19 protein-coding genes are annotated in these 19186 nt (G+C 72.8%); 4 read left to right on the forward strand and 15 right to left on the reverse strand.

The features are described from left to right. Window positions 1-16 precede the first annotated feature (16 nt). Window positions 17-943: an undecaprenyl-diphosphate phosphatase gene (locus AC060K_RS08015; protein ID WP_483764898.1), complete on the reverse strand. Its 927-nt coding sequence runs from the start codon at window positions 941-943 to the stop codon at window positions 17-19. Window positions 944-1059: 116 nt separating this feature from the next. On the opposite strand from AC060K_RS08015, the gene AC060K_RS08020 reads away from it, so the two are divergent. Then, a complete protein-coding gene (locus AC060K_RS08020; RefSeq protein ID WP_483764899.1) occupies window positions 1060-2049 on the forward strand; it encodes an aldo/keto reductase in 990 nt (329 codons plus the stop codon). A 13-nt stretch (window positions 2050-2062) separates the two neighbouring features. Here the strand turns inward: AC060K_RS08020 and AC060K_RS08025 are convergent, their stop codons facing one another. After that, window positions 2063-2365 (reverse strand): primosomal protein, encoded by a 303-nt coding sequence (locus AC060K_RS08025; protein ID WP_483764900.1) that lies wholly within the window; start codon window positions 2363-2365, stop codon window positions 2063-2065. A gap of 148 nt (window positions 2366-2513) precedes the next feature. Here AC060K_RS08025 and AC060K_RS08030 point away from each other — a divergent pair, with 148 nt between their 5' ends. Next, window positions 2514-2738, forward strand: coding sequence for a DUF5703 family protein (locus AC060K_RS08030; RefSeq protein ID WP_483764901.1), 225 nt, complete (start codon window positions 2514-2516; stop codon window positions 2736-2738). 20 nt (window positions 2739-2758) lie between these two features. Here the strand turns inward: AC060K_RS08030 and AC060K_RS08035 are convergent, their stop codons facing one another. From AC060K_RS08035 to AC060K_RS08050, 4 genes are all read right to left on the reverse strand, one after another. Beyond that, on the reverse strand, window positions 2759-4114 hold the full coding sequence (locus AC060K_RS08035; protein ID WP_483764902.1) for a M20/M25/M40 family metallo-hydrolase: 1356 nt from the start codon (window positions 4112-4114) through the stop codon (window positions 2759-2761). A gap of 20 nt (window positions 4115-4134) precedes the next feature. Then, entirely contained in the window at window positions 4135-6258 is a 2124-nt protein-coding gene (locus AC060K_RS08040; RefSeq protein ID WP_483764903.1) for a M3 family metallopeptidase, read from the reverse strand. 11 nt (window positions 6259-6269) lie between these two features. Beyond that, the gene (locus AC060K_RS08045; RefSeq protein ID WP_483764904.1) at window positions 6270-7886 is read right to left on the reverse strand and encodes an ABC-F family ATP-binding cassette domain-containing protein; all 1617 of its coding nucleotides are present in this window, start codon (window positions 7884-7886) and stop codon (window positions 6270-6272) included. A gap of 211 nt (window positions 7887-8097) precedes the next feature. Continuing rightward, entirely contained in the window at window positions 8098-9573 is a 1476-nt protein-coding gene (locus AC060K_RS08050) for an FAD-dependent oxidoreductase (RefSeq protein WP_483764905.1), read from the reverse strand. Between the two features lie 124 nt (window positions 9574-9697). Here AC060K_RS08050 and AC060K_RS08055 point away from each other — a divergent pair, with 124 nt between their 5' ends. Continuing rightward, window positions 9698-10297 (forward strand): TetR/AcrR family transcriptional regulator, encoded by a 600-nt coding sequence (locus AC060K_RS08055; RefSeq protein ID WP_483764906.1) that lies wholly within the window; start codon window positions 9698-9700, stop codon window positions 10295-10297. A gap of 22 nt (window positions 10298-10319) precedes the next feature. On the opposite strand, the gene AC060K_RS08060 is transcribed toward AC060K_RS08055, so the two are convergent. Beyond that, complete coding sequence (locus AC060K_RS08060; RefSeq protein ID WP_483764907.1) at window positions 10320-11690, reverse strand: ricin-type beta-trefoil lectin domain protein; 1371 nt, start codon at window positions 11688-11690, stop codon at window positions 10320-10322. 72 nt (window positions 11691-11762) lie between these two features. Next, window positions 11763-12731: a Ppx/GppA family phosphatase gene (locus tag AC060K_RS08065; protein WP_483764908.1), complete on the reverse strand. Its 969-nt coding sequence runs from the start codon at window positions 12729-12731 to the stop codon at window positions 11763-11765. A 56-nt stretch (window positions 12732-12787) separates the two neighbouring features. Between AC060K_RS08065 and AC060K_RS08070 the strand changes: the two genes are divergently transcribed. Further along, window positions 12788-13606, forward strand: coding sequence for a TrmB family transcriptional regulator (locus tag AC060K_RS08070; RefSeq protein WP_483764909.1), 819 nt, complete (start codon window positions 12788-12790; stop codon window positions 13604-13606). Here AC060K_RS08070 and AC060K_RS08075 read toward each other — a convergent pair. From AC060K_RS08075 to AC060K_RS08105, 7 genes are read right to left on the reverse strand one after another with little or no spacing between them, the layout of a single operon-like run. Continuing rightward, window positions 13569-14558, reverse strand: a complete 990-nt coding sequence (locus tag AC060K_RS08075; protein ID WP_483764910.1) for a hypothetical protein — start codon at window positions 14556-14558, stop codon at window positions 13569-13571. The two genes, AC060K_RS08070 and AC060K_RS08075, sit on opposite strands and share 38 nt — an antisense overlap. Then, on the reverse strand, window positions 14542-15162 hold the full coding sequence (locus tag AC060K_RS08080; RefSeq protein WP_483764911.1) for a prephenate dehydratase domain-containing protein: 621 nt from the start codon (window positions 15160-15162) through the stop codon (window positions 14542-14544). The genes AC060K_RS08075 and AC060K_RS08080 overlap by 17 nt, the downstream gene beginning before the upstream one ends. Beyond that, entirely contained in the window at window positions 15162-16058 is an 897-nt protein-coding gene (locus AC060K_RS08085) for an aminotransferase class IV (RefSeq protein ID WP_483764912.1), read from the reverse strand. The genes AC060K_RS08080 and AC060K_RS08085 overlap by 1 nt, the downstream gene beginning before the upstream one ends. After that, entirely contained in the window at window positions 16055-17440 is a 1386-nt protein-coding gene (locus tag AC060K_RS08090) for a phenylacetate--CoA ligase family protein (RefSeq protein ID WP_483764913.1), read from the reverse strand. The genes AC060K_RS08085 and AC060K_RS08090 overlap by 4 nt, the downstream gene beginning before the upstream one ends. A 12-nt stretch (window positions 17441-17452) precedes the next feature. Then, window positions 17453-17872, reverse strand: coding sequence for a DUF2000 domain-containing protein (locus AC060K_RS08095; protein ID WP_483764914.1), 420 nt, complete (start codon window positions 17870-17872; stop codon window positions 17453-17455). After that, on the reverse strand, window positions 17869-18834 hold the full coding sequence (locus tag AC060K_RS08100) for a DMT family transporter (protein ID WP_483764915.1): 966 nt from the start codon (window positions 18832-18834) through the stop codon (window positions 17869-17871). The genes AC060K_RS08095 and AC060K_RS08100 overlap by 4 nt, the downstream gene beginning before the upstream one ends. Next, window positions 18831-19157 (reverse strand): Dabb family protein, encoded by a 327-nt coding sequence (locus AC060K_RS08105; RefSeq protein WP_483764916.1) that lies wholly within the window; start codon window positions 19155-19157, stop codon window positions 18831-18833. Before AC060K_RS08105 ends, AC060K_RS08100 begins: the two co-directional genes overlap by 4 nt. Between the last annotated feature and the right edge of the window lie 29 nt (window positions 19158-19186).

Here is a 19186-nt window from a genome sequence, read left to right on the forward strand (position 1 = left end):
ACCCTAACCGGCCCGCTCAGACGGCGATGCCGCCCTCCGCGTCGATCGCCCCGGTGAGCAGGAGCACGACCACCACGGCGGCGAGCGCGAACCGGTAGTAGACGAACGGCCGGAACGAGTACTTGTGCACGATCTTGAGGAAGGCGACGATCACCACGTAGCCCACGGCGAACGCGACGATCGTGGCGATGATCGTGGCGCCCCAGCCCGGGGCGCCCTCGGGGATCGGCTCGCCGACGGTCTTGACGAGCTGGTAGAGGCCCGAGCCGAAGACCGCCGGGATGGCGAGCAGGAACGAGTAGTCGGCGGCCGCACCGCGGGTGAAGCCCATGAAGAGGCCCGCGGTGATGGTGCCGCCCGACCGGGACACCCCGGGGATCAGGGCGAGCGCCTGGGCGAACCCGAAGGTGATCGCCGAGCGGGGCGCCAGGTCGGAGAGCTCGTGCTGCTGGCGGGCGGTGCGGTCGGCCCACAGGAGGATGGCGCCGAACACGGTGAGCATCGTCACGGTGATCCACAGGTTGCGCAGCGACGACTCGATCGCGTCCTCGAAGAGGAGCCCGAGCACCACGATGGGCAGGGAGCCGAGGATGATGTACCAGCCCATCGCCGCGTCGGGGTCGGCGAAGCCGACCGACGCCCGGCGGTGGCGCACGTCCGTGGACCCGCCGGCGGGGGCGAGCCCGGTCCGCGCGCGCCAGCCCGTCCCGTTGGCCCCGCGCAGCGCGCGCCACCACGCCACGAGGATCTGGCCGATCTTGGTGCGGTAGTAGATGATCACGGCGGTCTCGGTGCCGAGCTGCGTGATCGCCGTGAACGCGGCGCCCGCGTCCCCGGCGCCGATGAGCTCGCTCACGATGCGCAGGTGCGCGCTGGAAGAGATCGGGAGGAACTCGGTCAGGCCCTGGACCAGGCCCAGGAGGATGGCTTCCCACGCAGTCACGGGCCGTCACGTTACAGCACGTCCGACACGCCCGGGCGCAGATCACACGCCGTGCACCGCCACGCCCACCCAGCGCTTCCGCGCCGAGCGCGGGCCCCGCCGGTACTCTGCGGGACATGGAGCGTCGTCGGGTGGGCAGGTCAGGCCTGCGGGTCTCCGAGCTCGGCCTCGGGACCATGACGTGGGGCCGGGACACCGACGAGATCGACGCGGCCGAGCAGGTCCGCGACTTCCTCGACGCCGGCGGCACCCTCGTGGACACCGCGGCGTCGTACGCGGAGGGGGACGCCGAGCGGGTGATCGGCTCCCTGCTGCAGGGCAAGGTGGACCGTTCGGACATCGTGCTGGCCACCAAGGCGGGCATCCGCCATGACAGCCGCCCCGGGGCCTCGCCCCGGCCCGGCAACAGCCACGTGGTGGACGCCTCCCGCGCCGGGCTGCTGGACTCTCTCGACGCGTCCCTGGCCCGCATGGGCACCGACCACGTGGACCTGTTCCTCGTGGCGTGCCCGGACCCGAACACGACGCTGGAGGAGACCTGCTCCGCGCTGCGGCTGGCCGTCACGACCGGCCGTGCGCGCTACGTAGGCCTGTGCAACCACCCGGGCTGGGCTGCCGCGCGAGCCGCCTCCCTCCTGGAGGGTGACGTGGGGCTCGCGGCCCTGGAGCTCGAGTACTCACTGCTGCAGCGTGGCGTGGAGCGCGAGGTGCTGCCCGCGGCGGACGCCCTGGGCATGGGCCTGCTCGCCTGGTCGCCGCTCGGGCGCGGCGTGCTCACCGGCAAGTACCGGCGGGGTCTGCCCGCCGACTCCCGGGGAGCGTCACCGCACCTCGCCGCGTTCGTCCAGCCGTACCTCGACGGGGTGTCCTCGGCGGTCGTCGAGGCCGTCGCCACCGCCGCCGACGGCCTCGGGCGCGCGCCGCTGGAGGTAGCCCTCGCGTGGCTGCTGGCACGCGAGACGGTGGCCTCAGCAGTGGTGGGCGCGCGGACGCCCGCCCAGCTCCGCACCTCGATCGCAGCCCTCGACCTCGACCTCCCGTACGAGGTGCACGCGGCGCTCGACGACGTCTCCGCCCCCGAGATCGGCTATCCCGAGCGCTGGTGAGCGCCCGGGGTCGTCACCTGTCGACCGTCTCCGCCTCCGCGAGGTCGTCGTCGAAGTCGACCTCTTCCAGGTCGGACTCCTCGTCCTCGTCGTCCTCGTCGTCGTCCTCGTCGAGGTCCTCCGCCAGGTAGAACGGCGTCACCTCGCCGAACACCTGCGCCAGCGAGTCCTCGTACACCTCGTAGGCGTCTGCGAGCACGTCGTAGGCGTCGTCGACGGCGGGGTCGTCGTCACTCCTGCGAGTGGCGACCGCGTGGTAGTGGGCCTCGAGGGCAGCGACGAGGCGGTCGAGCGCGGCACGCGGATCAACGGTCATGCCTTGAACTGTACCGCCGGGCCCCGTGCCGCGGGGTTGGTAATTCACACTTGATCACGGACGATATGTCGGCTGTGATCTGTTGGAGACCGGTGACGCGGCCTCAGGCCGCAGACCCGTACGGATGCGACGAAGGACGGTGGGCACCATGGCGAGCAGCGGATCCGCTTGGCGCAAGCACGGCCACTACGAGTACCGGGTGATGACCATCGACCGGACCACGAGCGTCCCCGACGCCCGCAAGCTCCTCACCGACGAGGCCGAGTACGGGCGCTGGGAGCTTGCCCGTACCCGGCTCTACGTGGGCGGTGAGCGCAAGGTGTGGCTGCGCCGCAAGGTGATCCGCGTGTCGTCCACCCTGGACGCCGAGTAGGCCCGCCCGGACCGGAGGGGTCAGCAGGTGCGCAGCAGGCGGTCCAGCACGCGCGTGCCGAACTTCAGGGAGTCGACGGGCACCCGCTCGTCCACGCCGTGGAACATGCCCGCGAAGTCCAGGTGCCCGGGCAGGCGCAGCGGCGCGAACCCGTAGCCCGTGATCCCGAGGCGCGACAGCGACTTGTTGTCGGTGCCGCCCGACAGCGTGTACGGCAGCACCGTGGCCCCGGGGTCCTCGGCCAGCACCGAGTCCACCATCGAGTCCACGAGCGCCCCCGTGTACGGCACCTCGAGCGCCACGTCCTGGTGGACGGGCTCGATCCGTACGCGGGGGCCGGCGAGCTCGCGCAGCGTCGCCAGCCCGGCCTCCTCGTGGCCCGGCAGCAGTCGCACGTCCACGACCGCCGACGCCGATCCCGGGATCACGTTGGCCTTGTAGCCGGCGTCGAGCTGGGTCGGGTTGGACGTGTGCCGCACGGTGGCACCCACGAACTTGCCGACGGGGCCGAGCGCCGCGACGAGGGAGTCCACCGTCGACGGGTCCTCGGGGTCGTAGGCCAGGCCGGTCAGGTCCGAGACGCCGCGCAGCAGCGCGTCCACGGTGGGCGTGAGCGTCATGGGCCAGGCGTACGCCCCGATCCGCGCGACCGCCGCGGCGAGCTCGGTCACGGCGTTCTCCGGGTTGACCTGGGAGCCGTGGCCCGCGCGGCCGTCGGCCACGAGCCGGAGCCACGCGATGCCCTTCTCGGCCGTCTGGAGGAGGTAGGCCCGGCGTCCGCCGAGCTCCACGGAGAAGCCGCCCACCTCGCTGATGGCCTCGGTGGCGCCCTCGAACAGGTCGGGCCGGTTGTCGACCGCCCAGGAGGCGCCGTACTTCCCGCCGGCCTCCTCGTCGGCGAAGAACGCCACGACGACGTCGCGGGCCGGCTTGCGGCCCTCGCGGGCCAGCTGCCGCACGACCGCCAGGATCATCGCGTCCATGTCCTTCATGTCGACGGCGCCGCGCCCCCACAGCAGCCCGTCGATCTCCTCGCCCGCGAACGGGTCCACCGACCAGTCCGCCGCCTGGGCCGGCACCACGTCGAGGTGCCCGTGCAGCACGAGCGCCGGCCGCGACCGGTCCTCGCCCTCCAGCCGGACCACGACCGACGCCCGCCCCGGTGACGACTCGAACAGCTCCGGGTCCAGGCCGACCTCCTGGAGGAGGCCCATGACGTGCTCGGCGGCGGCGCGTTCCCCGGGACCCTCGTCGGTGCCGAAGTTGGAGGTGTCGAAGCGGAGGAGGTCCTGGCAGATGCGCGCGACCTCGTCCTCGGCCGTGACCGCTGTGGCGGCGGCCGATGACGGTACGGCGGGGGCATGCATGTCGGTCATGCCCCCACCGTAACGGTCGCTCAGACGGTCAGTCCCCGGCGGGTCAGCAGCGGTGCGATGTCCGCCGCGCGGCCTCGCAGCTCCTGGAACGACGTCAGCGGGTCCTGGGACCCGCCCCGTGCCAGCAGGCGGCGCCGGAACGCCTCCCCGTTCTCCCGGGTGAGCCCGCCGTTCTCGCGGTACCACTCGACGGTGTCGGCGTCGAGCACCTCCGACCAGATGTACGAGTAGTACCCGGCCGAGTACCCGCCGCCGAAGATGTGGTTGAAGTACGTGGTGCGGTAGCGGGGCGGCACGGGGGCGAAGTCCACGCCCGCGGCGGCGAGCGCCGCCGCCTCGAACGGGAGCACGTCGTCGACGGACGTGGGCACCTGCTCGGGGGTGAGCTGGTGCCACGCCTGGTCGAGCAGGGCCGCGGCCAGGTACTCGGTGGTGGAGAAGCCCTCGTTGAACTGGCGCGAGGCGAGCATGGTCTCGACCCACTCGGCGGGCATGGGCTCGCCGGTCTCGTGGTGCACCGCGAAGCTGCGCAGGACCTGCGGCTCCCACGCCCACATCTCGTTGACCTGCGAGGGGTACTCGACGAAGTCGCGCGGCACGTCCGTGCCCGACTGCGACGGGTAGCGCACGTCGGACAGCAGCCCGTGCAGCGCGTGCCCGAACTCGTGGAACAGCGTGATGACCTCGTCCCACACGAGCAGCGTGGGCTCGCCCGCCGGGGGCTTGACGATGTTGAGGTTGTTCACCACGACGGGCTTCTGGCCCAGCAGCGTGTTCTGGTCCACGAGGTTGTTCATCCAGGCGCCGCCGCGCTTGGACTCGCGGGTGTACCAGTCGGCGAGGAACAGCCCGAGCCCCTGGTTGCGCTCGCCGGGCTCCGGCGAGTCGAAGACCTCGAAGACGCGCACGTCGGGGTGGTAGCCGGTGAGGTCCTCGCGCTCCACGAAGGACAGCCCGAAGAGCAGGTTCGCGGCCGTGAACACGCCCTCCTGGACCACACGCTCGAGCTCCAGGTAGGGGCGCAGCAGGGCGTCGTCGAGGTTGTAACGCTCCTTGCGGACCGCCTCGGACAGGTAGGACCAGTCGGAGGCCCGCAGCCCTTCGCCGCCCGACGACGGCGCCTCGCCTCCCGCGGCCAGCGCACCCTCGAGGTCGGCGGCCTCCTTGCGGGCGTTGGCGACCGCGGCGGGCGCGAGCCGGCCGAGCATCTCGTTGACGGCCGCGGTGGTGCCGGCCGTGGCGTCGGCGGCGATGTACGCGGCGTGGTGCTCGTAGCCGAGCAGGTTGGCGTGCTCGGCGCGCAGCCGGGCCAGGTCGAGGACGATCTGCCGGGTGTCGTGCTCGCCGCCGTCGGCCCCGCGCGACTCCGACGCCCGCTGGACGCGCTCACGCACGTCGCGCCGGGCGATCGAGGACAGCACCGTCTGCTGGCTGAACAGCTGCATCTCCAGCAGCCAGCCCTCCAGGCCGCGGGCCACGGCGGCGGCCTTGGCGCCCGCACGGGCGTCGGGCGCGAGCCCGTCGAGCTCCGCCTCGTCCGTGATCAGCACGCTCGCCGCGTTGGCCCCGGCCAGCAGCTTGCGGCCGAAGGCCGCCTGCAGCGACGTGATCTCCGCGTTGAGCTCCCGCAGCCGCTCCTGCGCGTCGGCGTCCAGCTCGATACCGGAGCGGCGGAACTTCTTGAGCAGGTTCTCCAGGAGGTACGCGGCGTCGGGCTCGAGCGTCACGTCGCCCGCACGGGCGGCCTCGTCGATGGCGACCGCCCGGGCGTACAGGCGGGCATCCATGAAGATCGCGTCCTGGTGCGCGGCGAACAGCGGCGCGAGACGCTCCTGGATGTCCTCCAGGCCCTTCGTGGAGTCGGCGGACAGCTGGTTGTAGAAGGCAGCGGCGGCCCGGCCCAGCAGGGACCCGGCCCGCTCGAGCGCCTCGAGGGTGTTCTTGACGGTGGGCGCGTCCGGGTTCGTGGCGACCGCCTCCACCTCCGCCCGGTGCTCGGCCATCCCGGCGAGGATGGCGGGCTCGAAGTGCTCCTCACGGATCGCCGTGTAGTCGGGAAGCTCGTACGGAAGGGTGCTGGGCTGGGCGAAGGGGTTCTCCGGGTCGAGAGCCCGGGACACGGTGGTGTCATGGGTGGACGTCATGCCCCCTATCTTCACCTGCTCACGGGCCCGAGCGTGCCGTCCTTCTCCAGCCGCAGCTCCGTGGTGAGCCCCAGCCGGTCGAGGAACACCCGGTCGTGGCTCACCACGACGAGCGCCCCCCGGTAGGCCGCGAGCGCGTCGACGAGCTGCTCGGTGCTGGCCACGTCGAGGTTGTTCGTGGGTTCGTCGAGGACGAGCACCTGCGCCGGCGGGGTGGCGAGGAGCAGCCGGGCGAGCGCCACCCGGAACCGCTCGCCGCCGGACAGCGTCCCCACCGGACGGTCGACCGCCGCGCCGCGGACCAGGAACCGCGCCAGACGGTTGCGCAGCTCGCCCGGGGGCACGTCCGGCGCACCCTCGCGGACGGCGTCCAGCACCGTGGCATCGTCGTCCAGCACATCGATCCGCTGGGGGAGGTACGCCACGCGGTCGGTGAGGAGCCGCGCCCGGGGCGCGCCGTCCGGCGTCGGGCCACCCGGACCGCCCAGGGACACCGACGCGACCAGGCGCTCCAGGAGCGTCGTCTTGCCCACCCCGTTGGGGCCCGTCAGGGCCACCCGCTCCGGACCCTGGACCACGTGCTCGCGCCCGTCCGAGCCGGTCAGCACGGCGAGCCTGCGGCCTGCCGGGACGCCCGGGTCGGGCAGGTCCACCACGATCCGGTCGTCGTCGCGGACCGCGCGCTCCGCCGCGTCCACCGCCGAGCGGGCCGCGGCGACCTTGTCGTCGAGCTGGTTGCGGCGCGCGCCCTGCGACTTCTCCGCGGAGTTGCGGCGGTCGTTGACGACCGCCGCCACGTAGCGGCTGTTCGCCTTGTCCTTGCGCCCCTGGCGCTCGCTGTGCGCGATGCGCTCCTCGGCCTCGATCCGCTGCCGCTTCTCGCGCTTGAGCACCTGCTCGGCCGTGCGCAGCGCCTGCGCGGCGGCCTCCTGCTGCACCGCCAGCCACTCGCGGTACGCGCTGTACGGCCCGCCGAAGGTGGTGAGGGACCCCGCCCGGAGCTCGGCCGTGTCGTCCACGAGCTCCAGCAGGGCCAGGTCGTGGCTCACCACGACGAGGGCGCCACGCCAGCCGCGGACCAGCTCGTAGAGGCGCTCGCGGGCGTCGCCGTCGAGGTTGTTGGTGGGTTCGTCGAGCAGGGCGACCGCGGCGCCCCGCAACCGGATGCCCGTGAGCGCGGTGAGCACGGCCTCGCCGCCGGACAACGTGCCGACCGGGCGGTCCAGGCCCTCGGGCAGGCCCGTGGCGGCGAGAGCGGCGACGGCCCGCTCCTCGACGTCCCAGTCGTCACCGACGGTGTCGAAGTGCTCGGCCCGCACGTCGCCCGACTCGATCGCGCGCACCGCGTCGACGACGGCACGCACGCCGAGCAGGTCGGCGACCGTCGCGGCCGTGTCGAGGGTGAGTCGCTGCGGCAGGTGGTCCACGGTGCCCGAGGCGGTGATCGTGCCGCTCGTGGGCCGCAGCACGCCCGCGACCAGGCGCAGCAGCGTGGACTTGCCGGCGCCGTTGAGGCCGACCAGGCCCGTGCGCCCGCGGCTGAACGCGCCGCTGAGGTGGTCGAGCGCGACGGTGCCGTCGGGCCAGGCAAAGGTGACGTCGTGCAGCACGACAGAGGGGTTGTGCATGAGGAAGGACTCCCGGGGTGGCGACGGAGCGCCGGCGCCCGGGGCAGGCGTCAGCGCGTGAGGGTCTCGAGACCGCCGGCCACGTCTGTCATCACAGTCCTTCTCGTCATCCCCTGACACGCGCGGAACACCCGCGGGGACGTTCCCACGGTGCCACAGCCCCCGGACCTGGCGCAACGTGATTTACGCCGGGCCGCTCGGACCCCGCGGCTCAGCCGGCCCAGGCCACGTAGGCGTCCGGCCGCACCAGCAGCGTGGTGCCCTCGCCGTCGCCCCGGTGCACGACGACGGCGCCGTCGGCCCACCGCGCGTCCTGCGATCCGGGCGCGGGCCGGGGCGGCGTCGGCGACCCGGGCCCGCCGTCGGGCGGCACGACGAGGACGAACCGGCCGGCCCGCAACGCCTCGTAGAGGCGCTCGCCCGCGGGACCGGGTACGAGGGGCACGTCGGCCGCCCGGCGTCCCACGAGCGGGTGCGCGCCGCGGGGGCGGCCGTACGCGAGGCCGACGCCCGAGACCAGGCCCATCGCCCGGCGTCGTGCCGGGGCGACGTGGCCCGCGACTCCCGAGATGCCGAGGCCGAGCAGGCGGGAGACCAGCCCGCGCGAGCGGGCGGCCCGCACCAGTCCGCCGCTCATCCGGAGCACCAGGCGCCCGACGGGGTGGCGTTCGGCCTGGTAGGTGTCGAGCAGCGCGTCGGCGTCGGGAACGTCACCCCGCACCGCGGCGGCCAGCTTCCACGAGAGGTTGGCGGCGTCCTGCAGCCCCGTGTTCATGCCCTGCCCGCCCGCGGGCGAGTGGACGTGGGCGGCGTCCCCCGCGACGAAGACCCGGCCCACCCGGTACGACGGCACCTGCCGCTCGTCCGAGTGGAAACGGGAGGTCCAGCGTGCGTCGACCAGGCCGAGGTCGGTGCCGAGCGCCTGTCGCATCGTGTCGCGCACCTCGTCGAGCCCGAGCGGAGTGTCCTCGGCGACGTCGTGCCCCCAGCGCCAGCCGATCACGCGGTGGTACCCGTCGCCGAAGGGCGCGACGAAGCAGAACGCGTCGTCCTCGACGGCGACGGTGATCACGTCCGTCGGCGGCTCGCCGAGCCGCACGTCGGCCAGGATCATCGACCGGATCACCGCTCGTCCCGGGAACGGCAGCCCCACCAGCCTGCGCACCGCCGACCGGTGCCCGTCGCAGCCCACCACGTAGGCGGCACGCAGGGAGACCGGGCCCTCCGGCGTCGTCCCGTGCACGACGACGCCCTCGGCGTCCTGGTCGAGGCCCGTCACCTCGGTCTCGTGGCGGAGGGTGACGCCCGCCGCGACCGCCCGCGCCTCCAGGCCGCGCTCGACCTCGTACTGCGGCACCACCAGCACGTGCGCGAACCGGGACGGCAGCGTGGCGAGGTCGAGCGTGAGCGAGCCGAAGAGGCGGAGGGTGCTCAGCGCCCTCCCCCGGGTCTCGAGGTCGTCGGCGAGGCCGCGCGCGTCGAGCTGCTCCAGCGTGCGGGCGTGCACCGCGAAGGCCCGGGACAGGTTGCTGATGCCGTGCGGCCGGCGGTCCACGAGCGTGACGCGGACGCCCGCCGTCGCGAGATCGCCCGCGAGGAGCAGACCGGTGGGACCTGCGCCCACCACGACGACGTCCGTCTCCGCCTCGGCCGGCTGTGCGGGCTCGTGCTGGTCCTGGGTACTCATCGGCGCGTCCTCCCCTGTGCCCCTGCTCCGGAGCTCTGGTCAACAACCGTTGGCCAACGGTTGTTGACCAGGCTAGGCGCGCGCCCGGGACGGTGTCAACGCTTGTTGGCCTACAGTTGTTGGCATGGCAGACACCACCACCTCTCCGACGGCGGGCGGCCCGGCGCGGCGCTCGGACACGACCCGGGCCGCGATCCTGGCGGCCGCGCGGGGGCGCTTCGCCGCCGACGGCTACGACCGCGCGACCGTGCGCGGGATCGCCCAGGACGCCGGCATCGACCCGGCGATGGTGATGCGGTACTTCGGCTCGAAGGAGGGCCTGTTCGCGGCGGCGGTCGACGTCGAGCTGCGGCTCGCGGACCTCACCGACGTCCCGACCGACGCGCTCGGACGGACGGTCGTGCGCCACTTCCTCGGCCTGTGGGAGGACGACCAGCTGCGGGGCGTGCTCACGGCGATGCTGCGGGTCGGCGTCACGCACCCCGCCGGGGCCGTGCGGATGCAGGAGATCTTCGCCGCCCAGGTGCTGCCTGCGGTGATGCGGGCGGTGCCGGACCGCACGCAGGCGCCCGCGCGGGCCGCGCTCATCGCGTCCCAGCTGCTCGGCCTGGCGCTCACCCGGCTCGTGCTGCGGTTCGAGCCCGCGGTCCGGCTCGACCGCGAGGAGATCGTGGACTGGCTCGCCCCCACCGTGCAGCGGTACCTGACGGCGGAGGCACCGTAGCGCCCCCGCCGTCAGGTCCCGGTCAGAAGCCCGCGGTGATCCGCGTGAACTCGAACGACGGCTGCGCGATGCCGCTGCACGAGTCGGTGAGCCCGCCGGCGCACTGCCGGTCGCGGTTCACCGACCAGAAGGCCAGCCGTGTCAGGCCGTTGGCCCGGGCGTAGTCACGGATCTGGGTCCAGGCCGCGGTCGTGGTGACCTCGCCCGAGTCGGAGAGGCCGTTCATGCCGGAGATCCCCATCCGGGCGTAGGCCTGCGCGTCGGTCCAGCCGTTCGCGGCCTTGAGCTGCGCCTTGAGCCCCTCGGCGGCGCTGATCGTGGACTGCGCCACGTTCGACGAGCCGAAGTTGAACGGCATGATCGTGTAGTTGTCGATCGGCACGCGCAGCTCGGCGGCGCGGTTGATGAGGCGTGTCCCGGCACCCGTGGGCCCGCTCTGCCCCGTGCCGATCGTCACGGCGATCTTCACGTTCGGGTTGTTCTGCTTGACGATCACGAGCGCCTGCAGGATGCGGTCCTGGACGGTGTAGTTCTCGAACTCGTCGGAGTTCTCGATGTCGAAGTCCACGACGTGGGGCTGGTGCGCGTTGATGACCTGCTGCACGGCCCCGGCGTACGCGGCCGGGGTGGAGCACGCCGGCCCGAGCTTGTTGCCCGACCAGCCGCCGAACGAGATCTGCACCTGGCCGCCCGCGGCCTTGATCGCGTTGATGGTCTGCTGGTCGGCCCCGCCCGTGAGCGGCCGGTTGCCGTCCCAGGCCGGGTTGCACCCGCCGGACGACAGGATGAACGCCATGGTGAACGACCGCACGCCGGTCTGGCTCATGACCGACGTCGCGCTCGGCGGGTTGCCCCAGCCCAGGTAGAGGTACGGCGAGCCCGGCAGCTTTGCCGGGTTGGTGGTGCCGCCGCCGGACGGGAGCGTCCAGCGCTGGTTGTCACTCGCGAAGCAGTCCCAGATCTGCAGCGGCGTGCCGTCGGCGGAGCTGGGCCCGGTGGCGTCGAGACACTTGCCGAGAGCGCGCAGCGTCCCGTCCCCGCCTGCCGTCCAGGCCTGCGCGGCGGTGCCGTTGCAGTCCCAGAGCTGGACGCGGGTGCCGTTGGCGCTGTTCGCGGACGCCACGTCGAGGCACTTGCCGAGCGCACGGACGGTGCCGTCGCTCCGGACGTCCCAGGCCTGCGCGCCGGTCCCGTTGCAGGTGTAGAGCTGGACCTGCGTGCCGTTGGCGGTGCCGGCGGCCGCGACGTCGACGCACTTGCCGCCGTAGCCGGTGATCGCGCCGGTGGCGGCCTGCGCGGGCAGGCTGCCACCGAGGAGCGCGACCGTGGTGAGGAGTGCCGTGAGGAGTGCGGTGAGGGCGCCGAGGGTGCGGCGCCGCGGGTGTGAGTGCATATCGTCCCCCCGTACTTTCAGGCCAGTAAGTAAGGACAACTTACGACCGGGGTGACGTGCGACACATCAGGGTTATCCCGTAGCCACCTGTCCGGCAGCCACCGCCGCGCCCGCGGTCCGGTGCGGCATCCCGTCGAGGCGCTCCAGGATCATGCCCTCGCGCAGCGCCCACGGGCAGATCTCCAGCTCGGCCAGGTCGAAGATGTCGAAGCAGGCCTCGGCCACGAGCGCGCCGGGCACCACCTGGTGGGCCCGGCCCGGCGAGACGCCCGGCAGGTGCGCGAGCTCGGCCGGCGCCATCGCGACGAGCCGCGGGATCGCCTCGTGCAGGGCGTCGCGCGCCAGGACGCGCCGCACCAGCACCCCGTCCGACGACGGCGCCGCGCCGCAGATCCGCGCGAGCGACCGGAACGTCTTCGAGGTCGCCGTCGCGCGGTCCGGTGGCCCGCCGCGCAGGAGGTTGCCGGCGTCGTGCGCGATCTCGATGCGGATCCGGCGCCGGACCGCCGCGAGGTCGGACGCAGAGGCGGGCTGCTCGAGCTCGCGCGCCAGGCGGGCGGCGCCCAGGGGGAGGGACCAGGCGACGTCGGGCGCCTCGTCGGCGCCCGCGGCGATCTCCAGCGACCCCCCGCCGATGTCGAAGACGGCCAGCCGGCCCGCCGACCACCCGAACCAGCGGCGCACCGCGAGGAACGTCAGCCGCGCCTCGTCCTCCCCGCTCAGCACCGACAACCGCACCCCGGTGCGCTCGTGCACCGTGGCGAGCACCTCGTCCGAGTTCACGGCGTCGCGGATCGCCGACGTCGCGAAGGCGAGCAGGTCGGCGCAGCCGCGCGCGTCGGCCAGGCGGACCGCCTCGGCCGTGAACGCCGACAGGGCGTCGACGCCGGACGCCGACACCGCCCCCGCCTCGTCCAGGTGCTCCGCGAGCCGCAGGGGCTCCTTGTAGGAGTGGGCGGGCAGAGGAGCCGCGCCGCCGTGCGCGTCCACCACGAGCAGGTGCCCGGTGTTGGAGCCGATATCGAGCACCGCCAGTCGCATGGGGGCAACGGTACCCAGATGACTACGATGACCGGAACGACCAGAGGAGATCCCCGTTGAACCACGCAGCCCTGAGCACCACCGACATCCAGGCGCTGCGGGCGATCGGCCTCACCGAGTGGGAGTCCAAGGCATACCTGGCCCTCCTCGTCAGTGCTCCGGCGACCGGGTACGGGGTGGCCAAGACCTCGGGGGTGGCTCGGGCACGCATCTACGAGGTCCTCGAGTCGCTGGTGGCGAAGGGCGCCGCACAGGTGTCGAACGGACGGCCCCAGACCTACTCCCCCACCGAGCCCGGTGAGTTCCTCACCATCCAGCGCCGGAACTCCGAGGCGTCCCTGTCCGAGGCGGAGTCGATCCTGCGTAACTACACGCTGCGCGACCGGGACGAGAGCGTCATCTGGGACCTCCAAGGACGTGACGAGATCCTCGACCGGGCGGAGGGCGTCATCGTCCGCGCCGAGCGGCGCCTGCTCTGCGAGATCTGGAGCGGGGACGCCGACCGGCTGCGGGCGTCGCTGGAGGCGGCGGCGGGCAGGGGCGTCGCCGTGATCGTCGTCGCCTACGGCCCGGTGGACCTCCCCTCGGCCACGGTCTTCTCCCACCCCGGCACCGACGAGGTCACCCGCGGCCTCAAGGGCCGCTGGCTCGTGGTCTCCGCTGACGACCGGGAGGTGGTGGCCGGGAACGTGTCCGGTGCCACCGAGCCGCACGCGGCCTGGACCCGTCATCCGGGCCTCGTGGTCCCCATCACGGAGCTCGTGCGCCACGACCTCTACAAGCTCGAGATGCTGAAGGCCCACGGACCCGAGCTGGAGGCCACCTTCGGGCCGGCCCTCATCGAGCTACGGTCGAAGTACGGCCCTCTCGGCTGAGCGGTCGCTGCGCTCCGCCCGTGAACTCCAGGAGGAACGCGGCGGCTGCGACGTCCAGCACCGCCAGCCCCACCGACTTGAACACGGACAGGCCCGCCGGACGTCGTGGCCACGTGCGCGACGCGTCCAGGTGCCCGGCGACGTTCACAGCCCGCCCCAGGCAGCCGGCCGGCACCTCGTCCGACTGACGACCGCACTCCTCCACGTCGTCGCACAGGATCACGTCGGCGGCCTCGAAGACGTCGGGCCGCCACTCGCGGAGCCCCCTGACCGACGCGCCCACGGCATTGACGTGCGTCACGTCCCCGAGCAGGTCGCGACCCAGGAACGGGCTCGTCGCCGAGGTGACGCTCGTGACGACGTCGGCCCCGGCGAGCGCCGCCCGGAGATCACCGGCGACACCGACCTCCAGGCCGGTCCCCCGCAGCTCGGACGCCACGCCCTCCACCGCCCGCTGGTCGCGGCCCCACACCGTGAGCTCGGCTGCCGGGAACAGCGCCCCCAGCGCACGAAGGTGCGACCGTGCCTCCGTGCCCGTACCCACCACCGTGAGCCGCCGGGCATCCGGACGGACGCACCGGGTCACGGCCGCCGTCGTCGCCGCTGTCCGCAGCGCCGTGACGAGGTCCGCGTCGAGCCGGGCGCGCACGTCGCCCGTCGCGACGTCGAGCAGGAGCACCGAACCCGGGTGGGACGGCGCGCCCGCCTGACGCAGGTGCGGGAGAGTCACCAGCTTCACCCCGACGACGGAACCGGCCCCGCCGTCGACGATCCCCGCCATGACACCGAGCCCGTCGCCGCCCCGCGCCCGGATGATCTGGCGCGGGGCGGAGACAGCCGTCCCCTCCCCGGCGCGGACCAGCGCGTCGGCCGCCGACGCGGCCAGCCCTTGCCAGAACCCCGGTCGCCCGACGGCGTCCAGGACCGCCTCGTGATCAGCTGAGCGTTGCACTGTCGTCCCCTTCGTCCCGGGCGAACACGGTCCACACCATCTCGATCGGCCGCAGCTTCGACACGAACGTGAGCCCGTTGGCCTGCGCTGCCGGCTCCGTCGTGAGCGCCACCGGGAACTCGCCGCGCGACACCGACTCCGCCGCGGCCGACGTCGAGTTCGCGAAGGCGACCCGCGAGCAGGTGTACCCCTCGGGGAGCAGCTCCTCGATCAGCGGCACCGGAGCGGGATGGGACACGACCTCGACGGTGCGGGGCAGCGCCTCGCCGTCCCGCGCGGCCAGGCCGTACAGCGGTGTGTGCATGTGGAGCACCGCGCTCACGCTGAGCTGCGGGTCCATGTAGAAGAGGTTGACCTCGTGGTAGGCGTTGGCCACCACCAGGAAGCCCGCGTCTCCCTCCAGGACGGCCCTCGCCGCGTCGTGGTAGGTGTCGTAGAGAACCACCTGGCTGTCCTCGGCCCCCAGCAGGTCGAGGAACCTCCTCGCGGCCCGCTCGCTGCTCGTCCCCGCAGGGCCGAGCGTCGCCACCACCACGGGACGATCCCGCCGAGGCTCCGGCACCATCATGAAGTGCGGAGTCACCACAGGGCCGGCACTGCGCATCACTCGGTCTCCTTGTCAGGCGTGCGAGCTCGCTCCTCGTACCAACCACACAGGTCCAGCGCCAGCCGGCCCGGCTCTCCCGGACCGACAGCCCTCCCGCCCAGCGAGACCACCGGAGAGATCTCGATGCCGGTGCCGACCAGCACGACCTCGTCCGCCGTGAAGAGCTCGGCGACGTCCACCGGGCGCTCCTGCACCCGGTAGCCGGCGCCGCGGGCGAAGTCCAGGACGATCCGGCGCGTGATGCCCGGCAGGATGCCCTCCGCCAGCGACGGCGTGAACACGTCGTCGCCCGTCCGGACGACGACGTTGCTCGTCGACGCCTCCGCCACGCGGCCGGCGGCGTTGAGGAGGAGCGCGTCGTCGTAGCCGGCGGCCGTGCACTCGTCGACCGCCAGCGCGCTCGCGACGTACGCGCCGCTGATCTTGGCCCGCGTCGGGATCGCGCTGTCGTGCACCCGCCGGACGGAGGAGACGCCGAGCCTGGTCGGGCGCCCGATCCTCGACGGCATCGGCACCGACGTGAGGGCCAGACCGTGGTCCACCCCGGAGAGCCGCACACCGAACGGGACACCCGGCAGGAAGCTCCGCTTGAAGGCGACCGGCCGGATGTAGCAGTCGTCGTCGTGGCCGTTCCGCGCGATGAGCTCGCGGGTCAGCTCGACGAGGTCCCCGCTCTTCTCCGCGAGGTCGATCCGCAGCACCTCGCACGAGGCGACCAGCCGCTCGTAGTGCGCTCCCGCCAGGAAGGGCTCAGGCGTGCCACCACCAGCCGGCCGGTACGCCCGGATCCCTTCAAAGACCGAGGTGCCGTACTGCAACCCCTGCGTGGAGAGCCGCAGCTGTGGTTCGTCGGCGTCCACCCATTCGCCGTCGAGGTACGCCCACCGGGTCACGGCGTTCTCGCCATCCGCTCGTCGCCGATCCGGCGGGCCGACTCGACCTCCTGGTCCGGTCCCACGCGATAGTCGCGGATGCGAGCCGACTTCCAGCTCACCATCGCCCCGGTGGAGGTCCTCGAGTCGGTCGGCCCCCAGGTCACCGTGACCCGCGCCCCGAGCCGCCCGGACACCGCCTCCGCGAAGCGGTCGGTCTCCTCGGCGGTGGGCGCCGTGTCCTCGGGCTCGAACCGGAGGTGGAGCTCGTCGGTCCCGTCGGCGTCATGGATACCGACCTGGTAGTCCAGGAACGGCGGGCAGCCGTCGAGGACCGCCTGCTCGAAGTCGTAGGCCGTGTACGACCGGCCGGCGACCTGCAGCCCGTCGCGGGTCCGTCCGATCGGCACCACCGTGAAGTCCTGCCCGGGCCCGTACGCCCGGACGAGGTCACCCGTGCGATAGCGGACCAGCGGCTTCGCGCCGCGGTACAGGTGGGTGACGACGAGCTCGCCCTCCCGCTCGGCGAGGCCCTCGTCGAGCACGACGCCGGTCTCCGGGTCGACGATCTCGTAGTGGTAGTTCAGCGGCGTGGTCCGCAGGGTCCCGTCGCTCTGGCACACCGCGAGGATCGAGGCCTCCTGGGAGGCGTACATGCAGCTCAGGACCTCCGCGCCCCAGACCCGGCCGATCTGCTCCAGCAGGTTCGGCGTCGCGAGCTCGCCGAGCGTGAGGATGACCTTGATCCCGAGGTCCCGCGGGCGGATGCCGCGCCCGCCGAGGTGCCGGGCCAGCAGGATCGCCATGCCGGGCGTGCACGTGAGCCCGTCGATCGCGAGCCGGCGCAGGAGCTCGACGGCGCGGTCGAGACCGACGACCGGGGAGTGCGGCCACATCTTCACGCTGGCATGGCCGAGGCTCCGGAACACGTCACCGAACGTGTCGCCCGTGCTGTGCAGCTCGGTCGGTCCCATGACCGCGATCGCCAGGCGCTCGCCGTGGGCCGCGAGAATGTCCCGGTACCCCTCGCAGAGGGCCACTCCCGTGCGCACCGAGTCCTCGGCGGTCCGGGGGCACGGTGTAGAGACGCCGGTGGTTCCGGTCGTCTCGTAGTACACCCACGCCTGCGCGAGGTCCAGGCTGGCGACGTCGTCGAGGTGAGCCCGCAGGTCGTCCTTCGTGGTGAACGGCAAGGACCCGACCGGCGCCTGGGGGGAGATCCCGCCGAGGTGCGCCCGGTAGAAGGGCGACCGCTCCTGGCAGTAGGCGACCGTCTCGGCGAGGTTGCGGCGCTGATGGTCACGGAGCTCCTCGTCCGGAACCTCACCCCTCCACTGACGTCGTTGCCGTTCCGCGAGCTCCCTGCCGCTGTTCCACAGGTCGTCGTCCCAGAGCGGGATCATCTCAGCAGAGCCTCACTTTCCGGGGTAGAGAGGAAGCGAACCGCACAGCGCGGTCACCAGCTTCTTGGGTCCGTAGAGGCCCAGCGCGGAGAGCTCGAGCTGGTCGAGCTCCGCCTCGGCCATCTTGGAGACGTACTCGTCGTACGTCCTGCAGCCCTGGGCGAGCTTCGTGAACGGGAAGGGCTCGATCCCGGCCCCCTCGTCGCGGCTGCTCTCCCACGCGCGCAGCAGGTCCTCCTGCGAGGCTGCCAGCACCGGGAGAGGTGCCAGCACCACCCCGGGGAGCGCGGCGTCGGTCGTCTTGACCGGCGGTCCCATCAGCTCCGGGTACCGGGCGGTGATCATGCACGCGGCGATCGACGCGGCGTTCACGGCGAGGCCGGCCGGGAGCTGACGGTCGACGAGGATGACGGTCTTCTGGGTGGTGCTCACGTGCTGGCTCCTTGGGAGGTCGGAACGGTCTCGATCGGTCGTACGCCCCGGCCGGGTCGACGGGGGCCTGAGGTGCTTGCGCTCATCACGACCCCTGCGACCACCACCACGGCCCCGATCACCCTCAGGACGGTGGGTTGCTCGCCGGCGATGACGACCGCCCAGACGACGCCGAACACGGGGACGAGGTTGAGCAGGGCCACCGCTTGCGCGGGCTTCAGGCGGGTGAGCCCGTAGGTGTAGAAGAGGAAGGCCGCAGCAGAGCAGCCCACGGCCAGGTAGAGGATGAGCAGGGCCGCCGTGGTGTCCACCTGGGCCGTCCGCCCCTGCGGCAGGAACGGGATCACGAGGCAGAAGCCGACACCGCCCCAGAAGTTCTGGAGCGCCGTGGTGCTCAGGACGCTCAGCCGTTCGGCCGGGACGGCTCGTCGTCCCGCTCGTGCGGAGAGCATGTTGTAGGCCGCCCAGACGATCCCCCCGACGAGGAGCAGGAAGATCCCCCAGGGACGGTCCGGGGCAGCCTCGGGCGTCTGGTCGGCGACCACGAGGAAGACCCCGAAGAACGCCAGTGCCGCGCCCACCCCGTTGACCACGGTGGGGACCGTCCGGGCGAACAGCAGCTCTCCGATCATCGTGATCACGGGGTACGACGCCACGATCAGGGCAGCGTCGGTCGCCGTGGCGAGAGCGACGCCGTAGTTCTCCAGGATGAAGTAGGCGGTGATGCCCACGAGGCCGAGCATCGCGACGCTCGCGTGGACCTTGAGCGGCGCGCGCATCCGCTTGCGGACGATCACGCACAGGATCGCCAGGAAGGCTGCCGCGGCGAGGAACCTCACCGCCCCCAGGGTGAGCTCACCGACGTCTGCCAGAACCACCTTCGTGACGGCGAACGAGGTGCTCCACAGCAGAGCCGCGCCCACGACCGCGACGACGTGCAGCATGCCGGGCCGGTCGCTCACGCGGCCGCACCGCTCTCCTGAAGCAGGTCGGCGATACGCCAGGTCGCGATCTCACGCCAGGCCAGCTTGCCGCGGTCGTGGTCCGGATGGACCTGGAAGTGCTCGTAGTCGGCGACCGAGTCGAAGGTCGCCACCAGCAGGTAGTCGACGGCGTCCTGCCGGCCGCTCACGTCCCAGCCGCAGTCCCACGACCGGATCGCAGGGATGTGGAGCGGATGCTCGGCGGTGACTCGCGCGGCGGCCTGCGCCCGGGGGTCGGAACGGGAGACGTCGCTGTTCAGCATGAACGCAACGACATGCAGGACTCGCTCCACTCGCAACACTCCCCCTCGGTGTGTTCGCAGGCTGTGGC

The organism is Antribacter sp. NEAU-D49 (assembly GCF_057158775.1).